This window comes from Streptomyces sp. NPDC021356 (assembly GCF_040641015.1).
GTDB lineage: Bacteria > Actinomycetota > Actinomycetes > Streptomycetales > Streptomycetaceae > Streptomyces.
In genome coordinates this window covers 85,961-104,534 of the sequence record NZ_JBFACU010000015.1, presented here as the reverse complement: position 1 = coordinate 104,534, position 18,574 = coordinate 85,961, and the positions used below count along the sequence as shown (strand labels likewise).

Genomic DNA, 18,574 nt, shown 5'->3' with positions numbered 1-18,574 from the left:
GCCGCCGGACTCAGGGGGTTGCGGGTGCGCGTGGGACTGCTGACCCGGGAGTACCCGCCGGACGTGTACGGCGGTGCGGGCGTCCATGTCGAGTTCCTGGCGCGAGAGCTGCGCCCCCTGGTCGACCTGGAGGTGCACTGCTGGGGCGAGGCCTCCTCGGCGGAGCGGGCGGCCGGCGTCGTACGCCACCGCCCGTGGCCCGCGCTGGACGGCGCCAACGACGCCCTGCGGACCTTCTCCGTGGACCTCGCCGCGGCCGCCGCCACCGAGGGCTGCGACCTGCTGCACTCCCACACCTGGTACGCGAACCTCGCCGGGCACCTCGGCAAGCTCCTGCACGGCCTGCCGCACGTGCTGACCGCGCACTCCCTGGAGCCCCTGCGTCCCTGGAAGGCCGAGCAGCTCGGCGGCGGTTACGCGCTGTCGAGCTGGGCCGAGCGCACCGCGATGGAGGCCGCCGACGCCGTGGTCGCCGTCTCCGGTGCCATGCGCGAGGACATCCTCGGCTGCTACCCGGGCCTGGACCCGGCCCGCGTCCACGTCGTCCACAACGGCATCGACACCGCCCTGTACCGTCCCGATCCGAAGACCGACGTCCTCACCCGCGTCGGCCTCGACCCGGACCGGCCCTACGTGCTCTTCGTCGGCCGGATCACGCGTCAGAAAGGCGTTCCGCACCTGCTGCGCGCCGTCCGGGACATCGACCCGGCGGCCCAGGTCGTGCTGTGCGCGGGCGCCCCGGACACCCCGGAGATCGACCGCGAGTTCCGGGACCTGTACCGGGAGCTGAGCCAGGTCCGCGCCGGTGTCCACTGGATCCCGCAGATGCTGCCGCGCCCGGAGGTGATCCAGCTGCTCACCCACGCGGCCGTCTTCGTCTGCCCCTCGGTGTACGAGCCGCTCGGAATCGTCAACCTGGAGGCGATGGCCTGCGGCACGCCCGTCGTCGCCTCCCGGGTCGGTGGCATCCCGGAGGTGGTCGACGACGGCCGCACGGGGATCCTCGTCGACCTGGGCGGCGGCCGTGACCGGGGTGGACGGGCCGGAGGGCAGGACGAGGAACGGTACGACGGCCGGGACGACGACCCGGACGACGGCCGGGACCATGCCTTCGAGGCGGGCCTGGCCCGCGCCCTGGACGCCGTGCTCGCCGACCCGGCGGCGGCGCGCCGCATGGGCGAGGCGGGGCGGCGGCGGGCGGTGACGGAGTTCGGCTGGGACGCCGTCGCCCGGCGCACCGTGCGGCTGTACGAGGAGGTCCTCGGTCAGGCTTGGGCCGCTTCGGGCCAGGGCAGTAGTGGTTCAACCGGGTGAGGGGAGCGGCCATGCGTCGTGGTGGACCTTCGGTCCTCGGAATCGTCCTGGCGGGCGGCGAGGGCAAACGCCTGATGCCCCTGACCGCGGACCGCGCCAAGCCCGCGGTGACCTTCGGCGGGACCTACCGCCTCGTGGACTTCGTGCTGTCCAACCTGGTCAACGGCGACATCCTGCGCGTCTGCGTGCTGACCCAGTACAAGTCGCACTCGCTGGACCGGCACATCACCACCACCTGGCGCATGTCCAGCCTGCTCGGCAACTACGTCACGCCCGTGCCCGCGCAGCAGCGTCTGGGCCCGCGCTGGTACCTGGGCAGCGCCGACGCGATCCTCCAGTCGCTCAACCTGGTCCACGACGAACAGCCCGAGTACGTCGCCGTCTTCGGCGCCGACCACGTCTACCGCATGGACCCGCGGCAGATGCTCCGGCAGCACGTCGAGGGTGGTGCGGGCGTGACCGTCGCCGGCATCCGGGTGCCGCGCACGGAGTCCTCGTCGTTCGGCGTGATCACGCCGGCCTCGGACGGGCAGACCGTCGAACGGTTCCTGGAGAAGCCCGCCGACCCCCCGGGCCTGCCCGACGACCCCGACTACGTCTTCGCCTCCATGGGCAACTACATCTTCACCACCAAGGCGCTCGTGGAGGCGCTGCACCGGGACGCCGAGGACGAGCGGTCGGTGCACGACATGGGCGGTTCGATCCTGCCCGAGCTCACCGGGCGCGGCGAGGCCCAGCTGTACGACTTCAGCGCCAACCACGTGCCCGGCGAGACCAGCCGCGACCAGGGCTACTGGCGCGACGTGGGCACGCTCGACGCGTACTACGACGCGCACATGGATCTCATCGCCGAGCGTCCCGCGTTCAACCTGTACAACCGCGACTGGCCGGTCTACACCCACTCCAACCAGCTCTCGCCGGCCCGGTTCAACGCGGGCGGCATCGCAGGGGAGTCCATCATCAGCGCGGGCTGCCTGATCCGCGGACAGGTCACCCGCTCCGTGCTCTCCCCGGGCGTCCGGGTCGACCCCGGCGCGGTGGTGCAGGGCTCGGTGCTGCACGACAACGTCCACGTCGGCCGGGGGGCCGTCGTGCGCGGCGCGGTCCTGGACAAGAACGTCGAGGTGCCGCCCGGTGCGACGATCGGCGTCAACCCGGAGCGGGACGCCGCGCTGTACACCGTGTCCCGGGGCGGGGTGATCGCCCTGGGCAAGGGCCAGCGCGTGCCGTAGCCTGGGCCAGGGCCCGGACCCCGAGGCCATGCTCCTGGCCCCGTGGGACCCGGCCTGCCTACCCCGGCGTGGCGGGCGGGTCAGCCCGTCAGTGGCGGGAAGTGGTTCAGGGTGATCGCGCTGGCCCGGCGCGCGTCGTCGGCCGGGGAGAACTGCACGTACTCGGTGCCCGGCGCCGTGTGCACCGGGACGTGGCCCGGGGGCGCGTAGAACGCCTCCCCGGCCTGGTACACCTCGTCGTGGTCCGGGTAGCGCAGCCGCAGCTCGCCCTTGAAGACGTAACCCCAGTGCGGGCACTGGCAGCGGCCGTCCGGCAGCTCCTTGAGCAGCGGGGTGAGATCGACGTCCTCGCGGAAGATGCGGAAGTCCACCGTGTAGGGGTCGAGGTCCTCGGACTGCTCGACGACGGGTCCGTAGTCGCCGCCCTGGGTGGCGGTGCGCCGGGAGACCTTGGGCATCCGGTTCACTTCCCTTCCGCGGGAGGGGGAGCCGTACGGATCGGCACGGCACGGAAGCGACGCCCCCATGGTGCGCGCCCCGCGGGCGTCCGGTCCACTTGGATCTCGCCCCGCCCCGCCGCCGCCCGGCAGGACCCGGCAACCGCCCGGCGCCCCGCTCTTTTGTCATGTCCCTGGACTGTGGGCGAGATCCATGCTGTCATGCCGTCGGCTGCCCATGACAACGTTATTCCGCACCGGACCGAACAAACCCGCACTCGGGCAGCGCACAAGAGACGCCAGTTTCCTTCGCCACGAGGAGGATCGTGCGCACCAGCCGCTTCAGGGACCGACTCGCGCTGCTGCTCGCCGCAGCGCTCGGTCTCGCCGCGTTCACCGCGGCCCCCACCGCGACCGCCACCCCCGCCGACGACCCCGTGGAGGCCCACGGCCTCAAGGGCGACTACTACACCCAGTCCGCCCCCGGAGCCTTCGACTTCGACCAGCTGAAGGCCACCGCGTTCGACCCCGCACTCGACTTCGACAACCTCGAACCCCGGCTGGCCGCCACCACCGGGCGCTCCGACGACGTCAGCGTCCGCTGGACCGGCCGCCTCGTCCCGGAGAAGACCGGCGCCCACACCTTCTCGATCACCGGCGACAACGGCTTCCGCCTCTGGATCGGCGGCAACCTCGTCATCGACCACTGGGTCGACGACTGGGACCGCGAGCAGAACTCCGCCCCCGTGGAGCTGACCGCGGGCAAGGACTACGACATCAAGGTCGAGTACTTCGAGCACTACGGTGGCTCCAACCTCCACGTGCGCTGGACCGAGCCCGGCGGCACGAAGGAACCGGTGCCGCAGTCCGCGTTCCGCCTGCCCGACGGCTACGCCTACGACGGCGCGCTCTCCAGCACCGTCCTCGGTGACGGCCGCACCCTGAGACTCGGCTTCGCCCAGCGGCTCACCGCGCCCCCCGCGAGCCTCACCGACCACCTGAAGGCCGTGGTCGGCGGCGCCACCTGGCCGCTCGGTGCCGCCCGCACGGACCCGGCCGACCCGCGCGCCCTGCTGGTCTCCCTCCAGCAGCCCGTCGTCGGCGACAAGAGCGGCACCGCACGCGGCACGGCCGACGTCCGTTACGACGGTCAGGGCGGCCTCACCGGCGCCGACGGCAAGGCGGTCGGCGCGTTCTGGAGCAGCGGACCCAACCGGTCGACGTACGAACTGCGTACGCCGTGGGCCGGGCAGGCAGGGCCGGACAACGCCCTGCCCGAGTACCCGCGCCCGCAGCTGACCCGCTCCGACTGGCGTAACCTCAACGGGAGTTGGCAGTTCGCGGCCGCCCATGCGGGCGAGCAGCCGCCCGTGGGCAAGTCGCTGCCCGAGCGGATCCTCGTCCCCTACCCCGTCGAGTCCCAGCTCTCCGGGATCGAACGGCACGAGGACCGCATGTGGTACCGCCGCACCTTCACCGTCCCCGCGAACTGGCACGTCGGCCACGGCAAGCGGCTGCGGCTCAACTTCGGGGCGGTCGACTGGAAGGCCGAGGTCTACGTCAACGGCACGAAGGTCGCCGCGCACCAGGGCGGCTACGACAAGTTCAGCGCCGACGTCACCGACGCGCTGAAGCCCGGCCGCACCCAGGAGCTGATCGTCGGCGTGTACGACCCGACCGACGCGGCCGGCGGGGAGAACCCGCCGCTGGGCAAGCAGCGCCTCGACCCGAGCGGCATCTGGTACACGCCCACCTCGGGCATCTGGCAGACCGTGTGGATGGAGCCGGTCGCCCGCGACCACGTCGACTCCCTCACGCTCACCCCCGACGTCCCGCACGGCCGCCTCACCGTCCAGGCCCAGGGCGTGCGCGACGGCGTACCGGTCACGGCGACGGCGTACGCGGGCCGGCGCAAGGTCGCCACCGCGCACGGCCGCACCGGCTCCCCGCTCACCCTGACGATCCACGACCCGCACCTGTGGTCGCCCGACGACCCCTTCCTGTACGGCCTGAAGGTGCGCGTCGGCGCCGACGACGTCGGCAGCTACTTCGGCATGCGCTCCATCGCGGTGGAGCAGGTGAACGGCGTCCCCCGCACGGTCCTCAACGGCAAGCCGGTCTTCATGATGGCCACGCTCGACCAGGGCTTCTGGCCCGACGGCCTGTACACCGCGCCCACCGACGAGGCCCTGGCGTACGACCTGAAGGCGCACAAGCAGCTCGGCTTCAACGCCGTGCGCAAGCACATCAAGGTCGAGCCCGACCGCTGGTTCTACTGGGCCGACCGGCTGGGCCTGATGGTGTGGCAGGACATGCCCGCCATGACCGCGGGGGTCGACCCGTCCGCCGCCGCGCGGGCCGAGTACGAGCGCGAGATGAAGGAGGTGATCGACGAGCACATCAGCAGCCCGTCGGTCGTCATGTGGGTCACCTTCAACGAGGGCTGGGGCCAGTACGACGAGGCCCGCATCGCCCGGCAGGCCAAGGACTGGGACCCGACGCGGCTGGTCAACGGCATGTCCGGCATCAACCTGGGGACCGACGGCGGCGCCGGCGACATCATCGACGAGCACGGCTACCCCTCTCCCGCGCTGCCGCCGCACCCCGACGGCAAGCGGGCCCTGGTCAGCGGCGAGTACGGCGGCCTCGGCCTCGCGGTGCCCGGACACGCCTGGCCGGTGCAGCAGAGCTACGTCGACGTGGACCCGGCCGCCTACACCGACGACTACCTCACCAAACTCGGCGAGGTGCGGGCGCTGGCCTGCCGCGGCAGCAACGGCGCGGTCTACACCCAGATCAGCGATGTCGAGGGCGAACTCAACGGTCTGCTCACCTACGACCGGCGGGTCCTCAAGCCGGACGCGGCCCGGGTGCGGGCCGCGCAGCAGGCGCTGATCCGCGACGCGTCGCGCGCGACACCCGCGGGATGCCCGGCTGACTGACCATCAGACGTGATCATGCAGGCAATGACGTCTCCCTGGAGGTCTTCCTGCATGAGTTGGACCCGGAGCATGCGCCTGCGCCTGTGCGTGGGAGCGGCGGCGGTGGCAGCGTCCGCGCTGTCCACCGCCCCCGCCCCCGCACGGGCCGCCGAACCCCGCGACGTCCGGCTGACCGACCTGGTCAACCCGTTCATCGGCACCGCGAACGAAGGCAACACGTTCCCCGGCGCGACCGTGCCCTTCGGCATGGTGCAGTTCTCGCCGGACACCGGTCACAGCACCGGCTACGACTACGCCCAGAGCCGCATCCGCGGCTTCTCCCTGGTCCACCTCTCCGGCGTCGGCTGCCGCATCGGCGGCGACCTGCCGGTGCTGCCCACCACCGGTGACGTCACACGGACGGACTACGCCAAGTACGCGGCCGGCTTCCGCCACGAGGACGAGCGGGCGAGCCCCGGCTACTACCGCGTCGCGCTGGACTCCGGCATCGAGGCCGAACTGACCGCGACGGCCAGGACCGGCGTCCAGCGCTACACCTTCCCGGCCACCGACAAGGCCAACGTCCTGCTCGACGCCGGCCAGGCGCTGCACCGCATGGTCGCGTCGACGGTGGAGATCCTGGACGAGCGCACCGTGCGCACCGCGATCACCGGCCGCGGCTTCTGCAAGGACACCCTCCCGTACACCGTCTACACGATCACCCGCTTCGACCGTCCCTTCACCGCCTACGGCACCTGGGACGGCGCCGCCCTCGCCCCCGGCGCGCGGACCGGGCGCGGCGGCGCGTACCTCCGGTTCGACACCACCCACGACCGCACGGTGGAGGCGACCACCGCGCTGTCGTACGTCGATGCGGCCGGCGCGGCCGGCAACCTGCGTGCCGAGGGCGGCCGTTCCTTCGCCACCGTGCGGCGGGCGGCCCGGCGGGCCTGGGAGGAGCGGCTGGCGGACGTGCGCGTCACCGGCGGCGACCCCACCCGGCGCCGCACCTTCTACTCGTCCCTGTACCGGTCCTTCCTCGCGCCGAACGTCGGCGAGGACGCCGACGGCCGCTACACCGGCTGGGACCGGCGCGTCCACCGCAGCGACGGCTTCACCTACTACCAGAACTGGTCGCTGTGGGACACCTACCGCACCCAGTCCCAGCTCCTCGCGCTGCTCGCGCCCCGCGAGTCCCGTGACATGGCGATCTCGGTGATCAAGGTGGCCGAGGAGAGCGGCTGGCTGCCCAAGTGGGGCTACGGCACGGTCGAGACGAACGTCATGACCGGCGACCCGGTCACCCCGTTCCTGACCAACGCCTTCCAGCAGGGCCTGCTCAAGGGCTACGAGGAGCGGGCCTACCGCGCCCTGAGGAAGAACGCCGACGGCGTGCCGCCCGCCGACTCCCCGGCGGTGGGCCGCGACGCCAACGAGGACTACCTCACGCGCGGCTACGCCCCCTACATCAAGGGCCACGAGCCCGCCAAGGCCGGCCACTCCGACTACGCCTTCGGTGCCTCGGCGACCCTGGAGTACGCCCTGTCGGACGCCGTGCTCGCCCAGATGGCCCGCACCCTGGGCCACCGCGAGGACGCCGACCGCTACGCGGCCCGCTCCCGCAACTACCGCCACCTGCTCGACCCCTCGACGCGCTTCTTCCGCGCCCGCGACACCTCCGGCGCCTTCACCGGGCCGTGGAGCCCGGCCCAGAGCGCCGGCTTCCACGAGGGCACTGCCTGGCAGTACCAGTGGCTCGTGCCGCAGGACCTGCCCGGCCTGGTCGACCTGATCGGCGGCGAACGGCTGACCAACGAACGGCTCGACGAGTTCTTCGCCTACGACCAGCTCCTCGCGGACCCCGCGCGCACCGCCCGCGAGGTGTGGGTCAAGGACCCGTACGCCTACTACGACACCGACCGCTACAACCCGCTCAACGAGCCCGACCTGCTCGCCCCGTACACCTACCTGTCGACCGGGCAGCCGTGGAAGACGACCGACGTGGTGCACGCCGCGCTGACCCTGTTCACCGACGAACCGACCGGGATCACCGGCAACGACGACCTGGGCACCATGTCCGCGTGGGACGTGCTGTCGTCCATCGGCCTGTACCCGGTGCAGCCCGGCTACGCCACCTGGGGCCTGTCCACGCCCGTGTTCGACCGCGTGGACCTGCGGCTGGACCCCCGCCACCACCCCCGCGGCGCCCTCACGATCACGGCGCCCGGCACCTCCCGCGAGGACCGCTACACCCAGTCGGTCAGCGCCGACGGGGTGACCCGCGAACGGACCTACCTGACCACCGCCGACCTGCGCCGCATCAGGACGCTCCGCTACACCGTGGGCCCGCGGCCCTCCTCGTGGGGCACGTCGGCGCAGGCGGCGCCGCCCGCCCTGAGATGACCCCCGCCGGCCGGCCCGGGTGACGCCCGCGTCCCGCCCCACCTGCCGGGGCGGGACTTCATCTGATGTTAACTGAGCGTAGCTTGATCGTACTTGACCGTAATCGGTTACAGACTGTTGACTGCAGCCCCACTCACCGTTGACGCGAGGCACCCATTGAGTCCCGACCTGCTCGCCCCCCTCGACCTGGCGTTCTGGAACATCGAGTCCGCCGACCACCCGATGCACCTCGGCGCGCTCGGGATCTTCTCCGCACCCTCGCCCAGCGCCGGGGCGCACGCGGCCGACCTGCTCGCCGCCCGCGCCGCCGGCGTCCCCGGACTGCGCATGCGCATCCGCGACGTGTGGCGCCCCCTCGACCTGCGGCGCCCCCTCGCCGACGGCCTGCGCCACTCCCTCGCGCACGGCCTGCGCCGGCCGCTCGGCTTCGGCGGCGCCGCCCGCGAACCCGACCCCTGCTTCGACCCGCTCCACCACGTCCGGCTGCACACCCCGGCCCCCGACTTCCAAGCCGCCGCCGGACGGCTCATGCAGCGCCCCCTGGAACGCAACCGGCCGCCCTGGGAGGCCCACGTACTGCCCGGCGAGGACGGCGCCTGCTTCGCGGTCCTCTTCAAGTTCCACCACGCCCTCGCCGACGGCCTGCGCGCCCTCACCCTGGCCGCCGCCATCCTCGACCCGGTCGAGCTGCCCGAGCGGCGCCCCAGGCCCGTCCAGCCGCCGCGCGGCCCGCTGCCCGACATGCGCAGGCTGCCCGCACTCGTGCGCGGCGCGCTCGGCGACGTGGGGCGGGCCCTGGACATCGGTGCCAGCGTCGCCCGCTCCACCCTCGTCACCCGCACCACGCCCGCCCTCACCGCCGCATCCACCGGCACCCGCCGCACCGCCGGTGTGGTCGTCGACATCGACGACGTGCACCTGGTGCGCAAGGCCGTGGGCGGCACCGTCAACGACGTCCTGATCGCCGTCGTCGCCGGCGCCCTGCGCCGCTGGCTCCAGGAGCGGGGCGAATCCTGCGAGGGCCTCGCGCCGCGCGCCCTGATCCCGGTCTCCCGGCGCCGCCCGCGCACCGCCCAACCACAGGGCAACCGGCTCTCCGGCTATCTGACCGAACTGCCCGTCGGCGTCCCGGACCCGCTGCGCCGCCTCGCCGCCGTCCGCGCCGCCATGGACCGCAACAAGGACGCCGGACCCGACCGGGGCGCCGGCGCCGTCGCCCTGCTCGCCGACCACGTGCCCGCCCTCGGCCACCGGCTCGGCGGTCCCCTGGTCGGCCAGGCCGCCCGCCTCTGGTTCGACATCCTGGTCACCAGCGTCCCGCTGCCCGGCTTCGGCCTGCGCCTGGGCGGCCACCCGCTCACCGCGGTCTACCCCTTCGCGCCGCTCGCCCGCGGCCAGTCCCTCGCCGTCGCGATCTCCACCTACCGCGGCCACGTCCACTACGGTCTCGTCGCCGACGCCAAGGCCGTACCGGACCTCGGCCGGCTGGCCCGCGCCGTGTCCGAGGAGGTGGAGACCCTCATCACCGTCTGCGGCCCCTGAGACACCGGTCCCCGGCGTCGATCATCACGCGTTTGGCGGTAGGCCGTGGCGCTGCCGTAAAATCCCCCGTTCGGACAGCGGGCGCGAGTGGGCGCGCCGCACGAGGACCAGGGAAGCGGCAGCGCGATGACGGTGACAGACGAGGGCCCCACGGCCATGGACGAGGTGGTGTACGCGCCCGGCGAGGAGATCGCGTACGGGCCCGGCATCGACCCGGAGCGCCTCGCCGTCTGCCTCGACGTGCTCCGGGAGCTGGACGGCATCGAGGTCGACCACCCCGACGCCGTCGCCGTGCGGCGGGCCACCTCGCACATCTACCGCATGGTCAAGCAGCGCCGCCGCCAGGAGCGCCGGGCCGCCAAGACCGCCCACGACAAGGCGGTCACGGAGGCCACGGCCACCGGCTCGGCAGAGCGCATCGACGACGAGACCGAGGGCATCCTGCCGTCCTCCCGCACCGAGGAGGGGCAGATCGCCGGCATACTCCGGCGCCCGCGCTCCTGCTACGTCTGCAAGCAGCGCTACGTCGAGGTCGACTACTTCTACCACCAGCTGTGCCAGAAGTGCGCCGCCGAGAACCGCGCCCGCCGCGACGCCCGCGCCGACCTGACCGGCAAGCGGGCCCTGCTGACCGGCGGCCGGGCCAAGATCGGCATGTACATCGCGCTCAGGCTGCTGCGCGACGGCGCGCACACCACGATCACCACCCGGTTCCCCAACGACGCCGTCCGCCGCTTCAAGGCCCAGCCCGACAGCGCCGACTGGATCCACCGGCTGAAGATCGTCGGCATCGACCTGCGCGACCCGGCCCAGGTGGTCGCCCTCGCCGACTCGGTCGCCGCCGAGGGTCCGCTGGACATCCTGATCAACAACGCCGCCCAGACCGTCCGCCGCTCCCCGCAGGCCTACAGCGAGCTGGTCACCGCGGAGTCGGCCCCGCTGCCCGCCGGGGAGCTGCCCGCGGCCGAGGTGATCGGCACCTTCGGCTCCGGCGCGGTCGCCGCGCTGCCCGGCGCGGGCTCCGGCGCGCTCACCGCCCAGGACGTCACCGACCTCGCCCTGGTCTCCGGCTCGGCCTCCCTGGAGCGCATCGCCGCCGGCACGGCCATCGACGCGGGCGGCCTGGTGCCCGACCTGCACGACAGCAACAGCTGGATCCAGACGGTGGACGAGGTCACGCCGGTGGAGCTGCTCGAGGTGCAGCTGTGCAACTCCACGGCGCCGTTCATCCTGATCAGCCGCCTGCGCCCGGCGATGTCCGCCGCGGCGGCCCGGCGGACGTACATCGTGAACGTCTCCGCCATGGAGGGCGTCTTCGACCGCGGCTACAAGGGCGCCGGCCACCCGCACACCAACATGGCCAAGGCCGCCCTGAACATGCTGACCCGTACCGCGGCCCAGGAGATGTTCGACAAGGACGGCATCCTGATGACGGCCGTGGACACCGGCTGGATCACCGACGAGCGCCCGCACCCCGACAAGGTCCGCCTCGCCGAGGCCGGGTTCCACGCACCGCTCGACCTGGTCGACGGCGCCGCCCGCGTCTACGACCCGATCGTGCGCGGCGAGGCGGGGGAGGACCTGTACGGCGTCTTCCTGAAGGACTACGCGCCCGGCAAGTGGTGAGCGCCCGGACCTGACGTGCCGGCGGGGTGTCAGTCGACGGCACCCAGCGGGGCGTTGCGGGCCGCGACCAGTTCCAGGACGGTGCGCCAGTCCTCCAGCACCCCGGCGCCCGCGGTGTCGCCGACGCCGCGGGCGCGGGCCTCCTCCTCCGCGAGGCGCAGGGTCAGGGCGTCCTCGTCCAGGGCACGCACGGCACGGCCGTCCCCGGCGGACGCCTGCTGCCGTACGAGCCGGAAGACGCGCTCACCGAGCAGGCCGCGCACCGCGTCCGCGGCGCGGGCCGCGCGGACGGCGGCCCGCGCGCCCGCCCCGTCGCCCGGACCCAGCAGCCCACCGGCGCCCAGTACCAGCCCCGCGACCTGCAGCTCCTTGTCCGCCGGGCGGCGCCTGCGCAGCAGTGCGGCGGTGCGCAGGGCATGGTCGCAGGGGTCGGCACGGCGCCCGGCCCCCTCGCGGGCGGCGGCTTTCCGGCCGGCGTACAGCAGGTCCATCAGCTCCTCGACACTGCGCAGCTCCATGCGTCAGTCCTCCCGCGGGACGGCCCTTGCGGTACGCCAGCAGATCATGGCGAGCTTGCGGCACGGCCAACGGCACCTGAACGGTGCCCCGTAGGCCGAACGGGTGAATCTCCCGGCGCTCTGCAAAGCGACAAATCACGTTGTATGCGGCGCAATGAACACGCCTGACTTCAGATAGTTACCTGCTCTTTGCAGCCCCATCGAGCAGGGGGGCGCTCATTTGGTTAATCTGGAGTAGGCGGACAGCACCAAAGGGTTCCCACCACACCCACGGTCCGTCCCGGGGTGAGCCGGTGCCCAACGGCCTGCTCGGACCTCAGTTGCCGGCGCCACCGCGTCCGACCTGTTTCGACCCAGACCCGAGTGGGCGTCAGGTGCCGCAGCGCAGACTGCCGGTGACCGCCCCGAGGGTGACCGACACATAAGGAGTGCGCGGTGACACCGGAGAAGACGAAGCGCGACCAGCTCCCCCAGGAACGCACGGAGCGCTCGGGCCGACGGCCCGGAGACCTCGGCAGCCTCGACGTGTGGGCGCGGTCCGCCCCGATCCGCCTGGCCGGCTACGAGGACGACCTCGCCGAACCGCACATCCTGCCCAGCGTGGACTAGACCGAAGGCAAGGTCCCCCGCAGGATCTCGCACCGCAAGATCACCGAGGGGGGCCTTTCTCATGGGGAGCACCGACAGCAGCGCGTACGAGGGTTTCACGGCCGAGGAACGGGCCGCGATGAAGGACCACGCACAGGAACTCAAGACGGCGGCGCGTCGCCGGTCCCGCGCGGACAAGGAGGCGGCGGCCGAGCGGGACGTGCTCGCGAAGATCGCCGAGATGCCGGAGGCGGACCGGGTCATGGCCGAGCGCGTCCACGCGGTCGTCACGGCCGCCGGCGCCCCCGTCCTGGCGCCGAAGCTCTGGTACGGGATGCCCGCCTACGCGCGGGACGGCAAGGTCGTCTGCTTCTTCCAGAGCGCGCAGAAGTTCAAGGCACGGTACGCGACGCTCGGATTCAGCGACCAGGCGAACCTGGACGAGGGCACGATGTGGCCCGCGGGTTTCGCCCTGACCGAGGTGACGCCCGAGGTGGAGACGCGGATCGCCGCGCTCGTCAAGCAGGCGGTGAGCTGAGCCGCGGGCACCGCGCCAGTGCCCTGACCGGCATGGGCCGTGCCAGACTCACGCCCATGCTGATCAGGGAAGCCACGCCCGAGGACTGGGCGCGCATCTGGCCCTTCTGGCACCGCATCGTCGCCGCCGCCGACACCTACGCCTGGGACCCGGACACCTCCGAGGAAGACGCCCGCGCCCTGTGGATGGGGCCCGCCAAGCGGGTCTTCGTCGCCGAGGACGAGGCCGGCTCCGTCCTCGGCTCCGCCTACGTCACCCCCAACTACGGCGGCCCCGCCGCGGGCATCGCCAACGCCGGCTTCATGGTCGACCCCGACCACGCAGGGCGCGGGGCCGGGCGCGCTCTTGGCGAACACGTCCTCGCGGCGGCCCGCGCCGACGGCTACCGGGGCATGGTCTTCAACGCCGTCGTCGAGACGAACCCGGCCGTGGGCCTGTGGACCTCCCTCGGTTTCACCGTGCTCGGCACCGTGCCGCGGGCGTTCGAGCATCCGCGGCACGGCCTGGTCGGGCTGCACATCATGTACCGGGACCTCTGAACCCGCGGGACCTCTGGAGCTACCGGGATCTACGAAGCCGCTGGGGCCTCTGAGGCCGGCGGCCGCCTGTGGGGACTCACGCGAGAGGGGCCGTACGCGGCCACGGCCGCAGTTGCTCGATCCGCTCCGCCAGGTCCAGCAGGGCTGCCTCGGAGCCCGGGCGGCCCACCAACTGCACCGCGCACGGGGTACCCGAGGGCAGGGTGCCGAACGGCACCACCGCCGCGGGCCAGCCGGCCAGGTTCCAGGGCCCGGTCATCGGTGAACAGGCGCCGTTGACAAGGGCGTTGCGCAGCCAGCCTCGCTCGTGCCAGGGCGCGGCCCGCGGGAGGCGGCGGGCCAGCGCCGGGCAGAGCAGTACGTCGTGCTCGGCGAAGAACGGCTCCAACCGGCCGCGCAGCCGCTCGCGCGCGTCGCCCGTCCGGACCCCCTCCACGAACCGCCGCCCGAGGGCCGCCTGCACCCGGGTGCGCCGGTCCAGCCGCCGTGGATCAAGCCCCGCCGCGTCCATGGCCGTACCGGCGCTCCAGTGCCGCAGGGCGGTGAACCCGATCGACGCCGGATAGGGCGGATCGGCGCGCCGCACCCGGTGGCCCGCCCCGGCCAGCAGCCGCCCCGCCTCCCGGACGGCGGTGGCGTACGGGCCGCTGACCGTCACCCCGCGCAGCGGGGTACGCACGGACGCGGCGACCGTCACCGCCTGGGGTTTCGTGGCGCGGGGAACGCCGGTGTCCGCCAGGACCGAGAGCATCAGCCGCGCGTCCGCCACCGTGGTCGCGAGTGGCCCGTTGACCGACATGCCGAACCAGTCGCCGTTGCCGATGCCGGCCGGCACCACGCCGTAGCCGGGCTTGACGGTGACCAGACCGCAGGCGGCGGCCGGTATGCGCAGCGAGCCCATGCCGTCGTTGCCGAGCGCGAGCGGCACCATCCCGGCGGCCACCGCCGCCGCGCTGCCGCCCGACGACCCGCCCGCCGTGCGCGAGGTGTCCCACGGATTGCGGGCGGTGCCGTGCACGCTCTCCGTGGTCCCGAAGACGCACAGCTCGGGCACGTTGGTCAGCCCCACCACGACCGCGCCCGCCGCCCGCAGCCGGGCGACGGTGGGGTGGTCCTCGGTCCGGGGCAGGTCCGAGGTCGCCGCGGAACCGTTCCGGGTGGACTCGCCGCGCACCGCCAGGTTGTCCTTGACGGCCACCGGAACGCCCGCCAGCGGGAGTTCGGCCAGGTCCGGCCGGCACCCGGCCTCGTCGGCCTCGTCGAGCGCGGCCCGGGCGCGGACGGTGCGGAAGGCGCCGACCCGGCCGTCCAGCCGCTCGATGCGGGCCAGGTGCCCGGCCACCACCTCACGGGCGGTGACCCGCTTCTCTCGTACGGCGGCGGCGATCTCGACGGCACTGCGGCCGGCCCAGTCGGTCACGGGCGCTCCTCGGCGAAGAGGGAGGGGGAGGGGAGGGAGAAGAGGGAGGGGAGGGGCAGGAGCGTACTCGTGAGTACGCACACGACGAACTCTGCCCGTGGGGGACCACTCGCGTCGAGAGGCATCCGACGTCATCCGATCAATGGCGCAACTTTCCTGCCCGCGCACCCCATTGACAGTCACTGGCGCCGCCTCGGTGATCAGACATCCGATGAATTTGGGAGTGCTCGTGAGTACGTATCCAAGACGTCAGGTACGAGATCGACGGCGTTCCCACCCTCTTCGCGTCCTCCGCCGCCGGAGCCGCCGACAACGTCGTCGCGCTGGGCCAGGAGGCCTCCTGCAACCAACCACTCGCCGGCCCCGCCCGGCGCGAAGCTCGTCGTGGAGGTGCCCGTGCCGGTGTGTCCCTGGGCGGCGGGAGAGCACCGGTGTGCGTCCGACGCGTAGGCGGCTCGCCCGGGTGGGTCTAAGGTCGGAAGCACAGGACGAGCACGAGGGGAAGTAGTCGGCGATGGCGCAGGACGAGGCCGTGATCGGCTGCACGGGGGAGCTTCTCATCGGCACGCGCGGATCCGCCGGTCCCGGCGAGATCCTGGTGCGGGTCAGAGGCGGATCCGAGACCTTCCTCGCCTGGTCGCAGGAACCGTTGCCGATCGGTGCGACGGTCCTCGTGGTGGACTCCCGCGGATGCCGTGAGGTCGACGTCATCGAGTGGGCCGACCCCCTGGACAGGTTGCGCGACGATGCGGCCGACGCAGGCTAAGGAGAACAAACCATGTTCGGTTACCGCGTTCCCGCCCCCGACGAGGCGATGCTGATCTCGGGCGGCAGGCGGGGACTGGGGGGCGCGCCGTTCCGGGTGGTGACGGGGCACGGCAAGTTCGTGCTCCCGGTCTTCCGCAAGGTCCGCTTCCTCACCCTGTCGATGTGCGAGTCCGAGGTCGTCGAGACCTGCGTGACCAAGCAGGGCATCGCGCTGCACGTGCGCGCCGTCATCGCCTTCAAGGTCGGCAACGACACCGAGAGCATCATCAACGCGGGCCAGCGGTTCCTCTCCGACCAGGACCAGATGTCGGTGCTGACCGGCCGGATCTTCGCCGGCCATCTGCGGGCCATCATCGGCTCGATGACGGTCGAGGAGATCGTCACCGAGCGGCAGAAGCTCGCCGCCGAGGTGCTGGACACCTCCAAGACGGAGATGGCGAAGATCGGCCTGATCGTGGACTCGCTGCAGATCCAGTCGATCGACGACGGCGACACCGGTTACATCGACGCGATGTCCGCACCGCACAAGGCGGCCATCCAGCGCCAGGCCCAGATCGCCCAGGCGCAGGCCAACCAGGCGGCCGCGGAGGCCGAGCAGGAGGCGGCGCGCAGGCAGGCCGAGTACGCCCGGCAGACCGCCGTGGTGAAGGCGGAGTACTCCGCCGAGGTCGACCGGGCGCAGGCGCACTCCGCCCAGGCCGGCCCGCTGGCGCAGGCACACGCCCAGCAGGAGGTGCTGGCCGCCCAGACGGAACTGGCCCAGCGGCAGGCCAAGCTGCGCCAGCAGGAACTGGTCGCCGAGATCGTCAAGCCCGCCGAGGCCGAGGCCGAGCGGGTCAGGATCCTGGCCGCCGCCGAGGCGCAGCGGATGAAGATCCAGGCCGAGGCGGCTGCGTCGTACGACCGTGTCGCGCTCGACCGGATGCTGATCGACCAGCTTCCGCAGATCGTCAAGGAAGCCGCGGGCGGCCTGGCCGGCGCCAACGTGAACGTCCTGAACGGTGCGGACGGGCTCGGCGAGATCGCGGCCGGCCTGGTCGCGCAGGGTCTGACGATCCTGGACTCGGTCCGGCAGAACCTGAACGGCAACAGCGGCAGCGGCGGCCACGGCGACCGTGGCAACGGCGCCGGCCGCTCGGAGCACGGCGAGCAGGGCAACGGCCGCCTCGAACTCCAGGGGCCGTCGGCGGCGAAGTCCGACAGCGACGGCCGCGGGCCGGGCGAGGGGAACCAGCGCACCTCCTGAGGCCCGGACACGGGGCGGCCCGGCCCGGCCTCCGTCCGCGGGGCCGGGCCGGGCGGGCTCAGGAGGCGACCTCGGCGCCCTCGGGCCGGGGGATGAAGAAGGACGCGCCGAACGCCGCCACGACGACGACCAGACCGGTGAGCATCGCCGTCACGTACCCGCCGGAGGAGTCGCTGCCCGCCGGGCTGCCCACGACCTGCACCGCGGAGAGCAGGGCGAAGCTCAGCCCGGCGCCCAGGCCGAACGCGGCCGAGATGAGTCCGGGCAGGAACCCGGGGTTCTCCTTCGGGGCGAGGACGACACCGAGCAGGTTGAGGACGATGTTGGCCACACCCGCGTACGTCACGCCGAGCAGCACCGTGCAGGCGACCATCACCGGCAGCGAGTGCACCCCGGCGAGCGCCATGACGGCGATCACCACGGCGCTGGCGGCCAGGCCCCAGCGCAGCACCCGCCGGTAGCCGAGGACCGGCGCGAGCCGCCCGGTGAACGGACCCACCAGCCAGCCCACCAGCGCGAACGGGGTCAGGAAGACCACCGAGGCGAGGCTGGAGCCCATGCCGAAGCCCACCGTGTCGTTCTGCGCGAAGGACATCAGCACGCCGTTGACGGTGGCGAAGACGCCGATGAGGGTCAGCAGGGTGGTCAGCAGCGGGGCCCAGGTGGCCCGCCGGCGCAGGTCGTCGATCCGCACCAGGGGGTGCGCCTCCCGCTTCTCCAGCCGCCAGAACACCGCGAACGCCGCCGCCGCGACGACCAGCAGGCCGATCGCCAGCGGCCAGTTCGCCGCGCCCAGCTTCTCCGCCTCGTCCACGGCGACCAGCAGGGCCACGACGCTCACCACGAGGGGTGCCACGCCCGCCCAGTCCATCGGCGTCCCCGCCGACGGCCGGGACTCGGGGCAGCCCGCACGGACCAGGACCGCCGCGAGGACGGCGACCACCGCGATCACCCAGAAGACGCTGCGGAAGCCGTACGCGCCGGCGAGCCAGCCGCCGGCCAGCGCGTCCACGCCGGCGATGCCGCCGTTGACCGCCGCGACCATGCCCATCAGCGTGCCGAAGCGCTTGGGGTCGGTGACCTCGGAGCGCAGCATCAGCAGGGAGATCTGCACGACGGGGCCGCAGGCGCCCTGCACGGCCCGCGCGATGTCGAGGACCGCGATGTTCGGGGCCAGCGCGGCGAGCACCGTCCCCGCCGCCATCAGCACCAGCATCCACTGCAGCACGCGCTTGCGGCCCACGATGTCGCTGAACCGGGGCAGGAACAGCGAGAACATCGCGGACGCGGTGAAGAACACGGTCTGCGACAGGCCGGTGTTCGCCTCGTCGGTGTGCAGCTCCCGGGCCATGGTGACCAGGGCCGGGCTGAGCATGCTGGCGTTGAGCTGGAAGGCGGTGCACGCGGCGAGCAGCGCTGTCATCAGCGCCGCGGTTCCGGCCGCCGTCTTTGCCGGCCGGGTGGTCAGGTCAGTGGTCATCG

Annotated in this window: 15 protein-coding genes; 11 read left to right on the top strand and 4 right to left on the bottom strand. The window is 72.9% G+C overall.

The genetic code is table 11. The features are described from left to right. Positions 1-24: 24 nt before the first annotated feature. Together glgA and glgC are read left to right on the top strand one after the other, a co-directional pair. Complete coding sequence (gene glgA, locus AB0G56_RS21570; protein WP_360971674.1) at positions 25-1,314, top strand: glycogen synthase; 1,290 nt, start codon at positions 25-27, stop codon at positions 1,312-1,314. Between the two features lie 11 nt (positions 1,315-1,325). Beyond that, positions 1,326-2,546, top strand: coding sequence for a glucose-1-phosphate adenylyltransferase (glgC, locus tag AB0G56_RS21565; protein ID WP_360971672.1), 1,221 nt, complete (start codon positions 1,326-1,328; stop codon positions 2,544-2,546). Between the two features lie 80 nt (positions 2,547-2,626). On the opposite strand, the gene AB0G56_RS21560 is transcribed toward glgC, so the two are convergent. Next, entirely contained in the window at positions 2,627-3,004 is a 378-nt protein-coding gene (locus tag AB0G56_RS21560) for a hypothetical protein (protein ID WP_360971670.1), read from the bottom strand. Between the two features lie 305 nt (positions 3,005-3,309). Between AB0G56_RS21560 and AB0G56_RS21555 the strand changes: the two genes are divergently transcribed. From AB0G56_RS21555 to AB0G56_RS21540, 4 genes are all read left to right on the top strand, one after another. Continuing rightward, positions 3,310-5,925 (top strand): PA14 domain-containing protein, encoded by a 2,616-nt coding sequence (locus AB0G56_RS21555; RefSeq protein ID WP_360971668.1) that lies wholly within the window; start codon positions 3,310-3,312, stop codon positions 5,923-5,925. Positions 5,926-5,976: 51 nt separating this feature from the next. Next, positions 5,977-8,307, top strand: coding sequence for a GH92 family glycosyl hydrolase (locus AB0G56_RS21550; protein ID WP_360971666.1), 2,331 nt, complete (start codon positions 5,977-5,979; stop codon positions 8,305-8,307). 156 nt (positions 8,308-8,463) lie between these two features. Then, on the top strand, positions 8,464-9,849 hold the full coding sequence (locus tag AB0G56_RS21545) for a wax ester/triacylglycerol synthase family O-acyltransferase (protein WP_360971664.1): 1,386 nt from the start codon (positions 8,464-8,466) through the stop codon (positions 9,847-9,849). Positions 9,850-9,975: 126 nt separating this feature from the next. Then, the gene (locus AB0G56_RS21540) at positions 9,976-11,475 is read left to right on the top strand and encodes an SDR family NAD(P)-dependent oxidoreductase (RefSeq protein ID WP_360971662.1); all 1,500 of its coding nucleotides are present in this window, start codon (positions 9,976-9,978) and stop codon (positions 11,473-11,475) included. 29 nt (positions 11,476-11,504) lie between these two features. Here AB0G56_RS21540 and AB0G56_RS21535 read toward each other — a convergent pair whose 3' ends face one another. Further along, positions 11,505-11,993: a hypothetical protein gene (locus tag AB0G56_RS21535; protein WP_360971660.1), complete on the bottom strand. Its 489-nt coding sequence runs from the start codon at positions 11,991-11,993 to the stop codon at positions 11,505-11,507. Positions 11,994-12,428: 435 nt separating this feature from the next. Here AB0G56_RS21535 and AB0G56_RS21530 point away from each other — a divergent pair, with 435 nt between their 5' ends. The 3 genes from AB0G56_RS21530 (at position 12,429) to AB0G56_RS21520 (ending at position 13,658) form a co-directional block, all read left to right on the top strand. Then, a complete protein-coding gene (locus AB0G56_RS21530) occupies positions 12,429-12,602 on the top strand; it encodes a hypothetical protein (protein ID WP_360971658.1) in 174 nt (57 codons plus the stop codon). Between the two features lie 61 nt (positions 12,603-12,663). After that, the gene (locus AB0G56_RS21525; RefSeq protein ID WP_360971656.1) at positions 12,664-13,119 is read left to right on the top strand and encodes a hypothetical protein; all 456 of its coding nucleotides are present in this window, start codon (positions 12,664-12,666) and stop codon (positions 13,117-13,119) included. A 56-nt stretch (positions 13,120-13,175) separates the two neighbouring features. Then, complete coding sequence (locus AB0G56_RS21520; protein ID WP_360971654.1) at positions 13,176-13,658, top strand: GNAT family N-acetyltransferase; 483 nt, start codon at positions 13,176-13,178, stop codon at positions 13,656-13,658. A gap of 76 nt (positions 13,659-13,734) precedes the next feature. On the opposite strand, the gene AB0G56_RS21515 is transcribed toward AB0G56_RS21520, so the two are convergent. Beyond that, complete coding sequence (locus AB0G56_RS21515) at positions 13,735-15,078, bottom strand: amidase family protein (RefSeq protein WP_360971652.1); 1,344 nt, start codon at positions 15,076-15,078, stop codon at positions 13,735-13,737. Between the two features lie 514 nt (positions 15,079-15,592). Between AB0G56_RS21515 and AB0G56_RS21510 the strand changes: the two genes are divergently transcribed. Then, a complete protein-coding gene (locus AB0G56_RS21510; protein ID WP_360971650.1) occupies positions 15,593-15,844 on the top strand; it encodes a hypothetical protein in 252 nt (83 codons plus the stop codon). 12 nt (positions 15,845-15,856) lie between these two features. Beyond that, complete coding sequence (locus tag AB0G56_RS21505; RefSeq protein WP_360971648.1) at positions 15,857-17,092, top strand: SPFH domain-containing protein; 1,236 nt, start codon at positions 15,857-15,859, stop codon at positions 17,090-17,092. A 58-nt stretch (positions 17,093-17,150) separates the two neighbouring features. On the opposite strand, the gene AB0G56_RS21500 is transcribed toward AB0G56_RS21505, so the two are convergent. Beyond that, complete coding sequence (locus AB0G56_RS21500) at positions 17,151-18,572, bottom strand: MFS transporter (protein ID WP_360971646.1); 1,422 nt, start codon at positions 18,570-18,572, stop codon at positions 17,151-17,153. Positions 18,573-18,574: the final 2 nt, after the last annotated feature.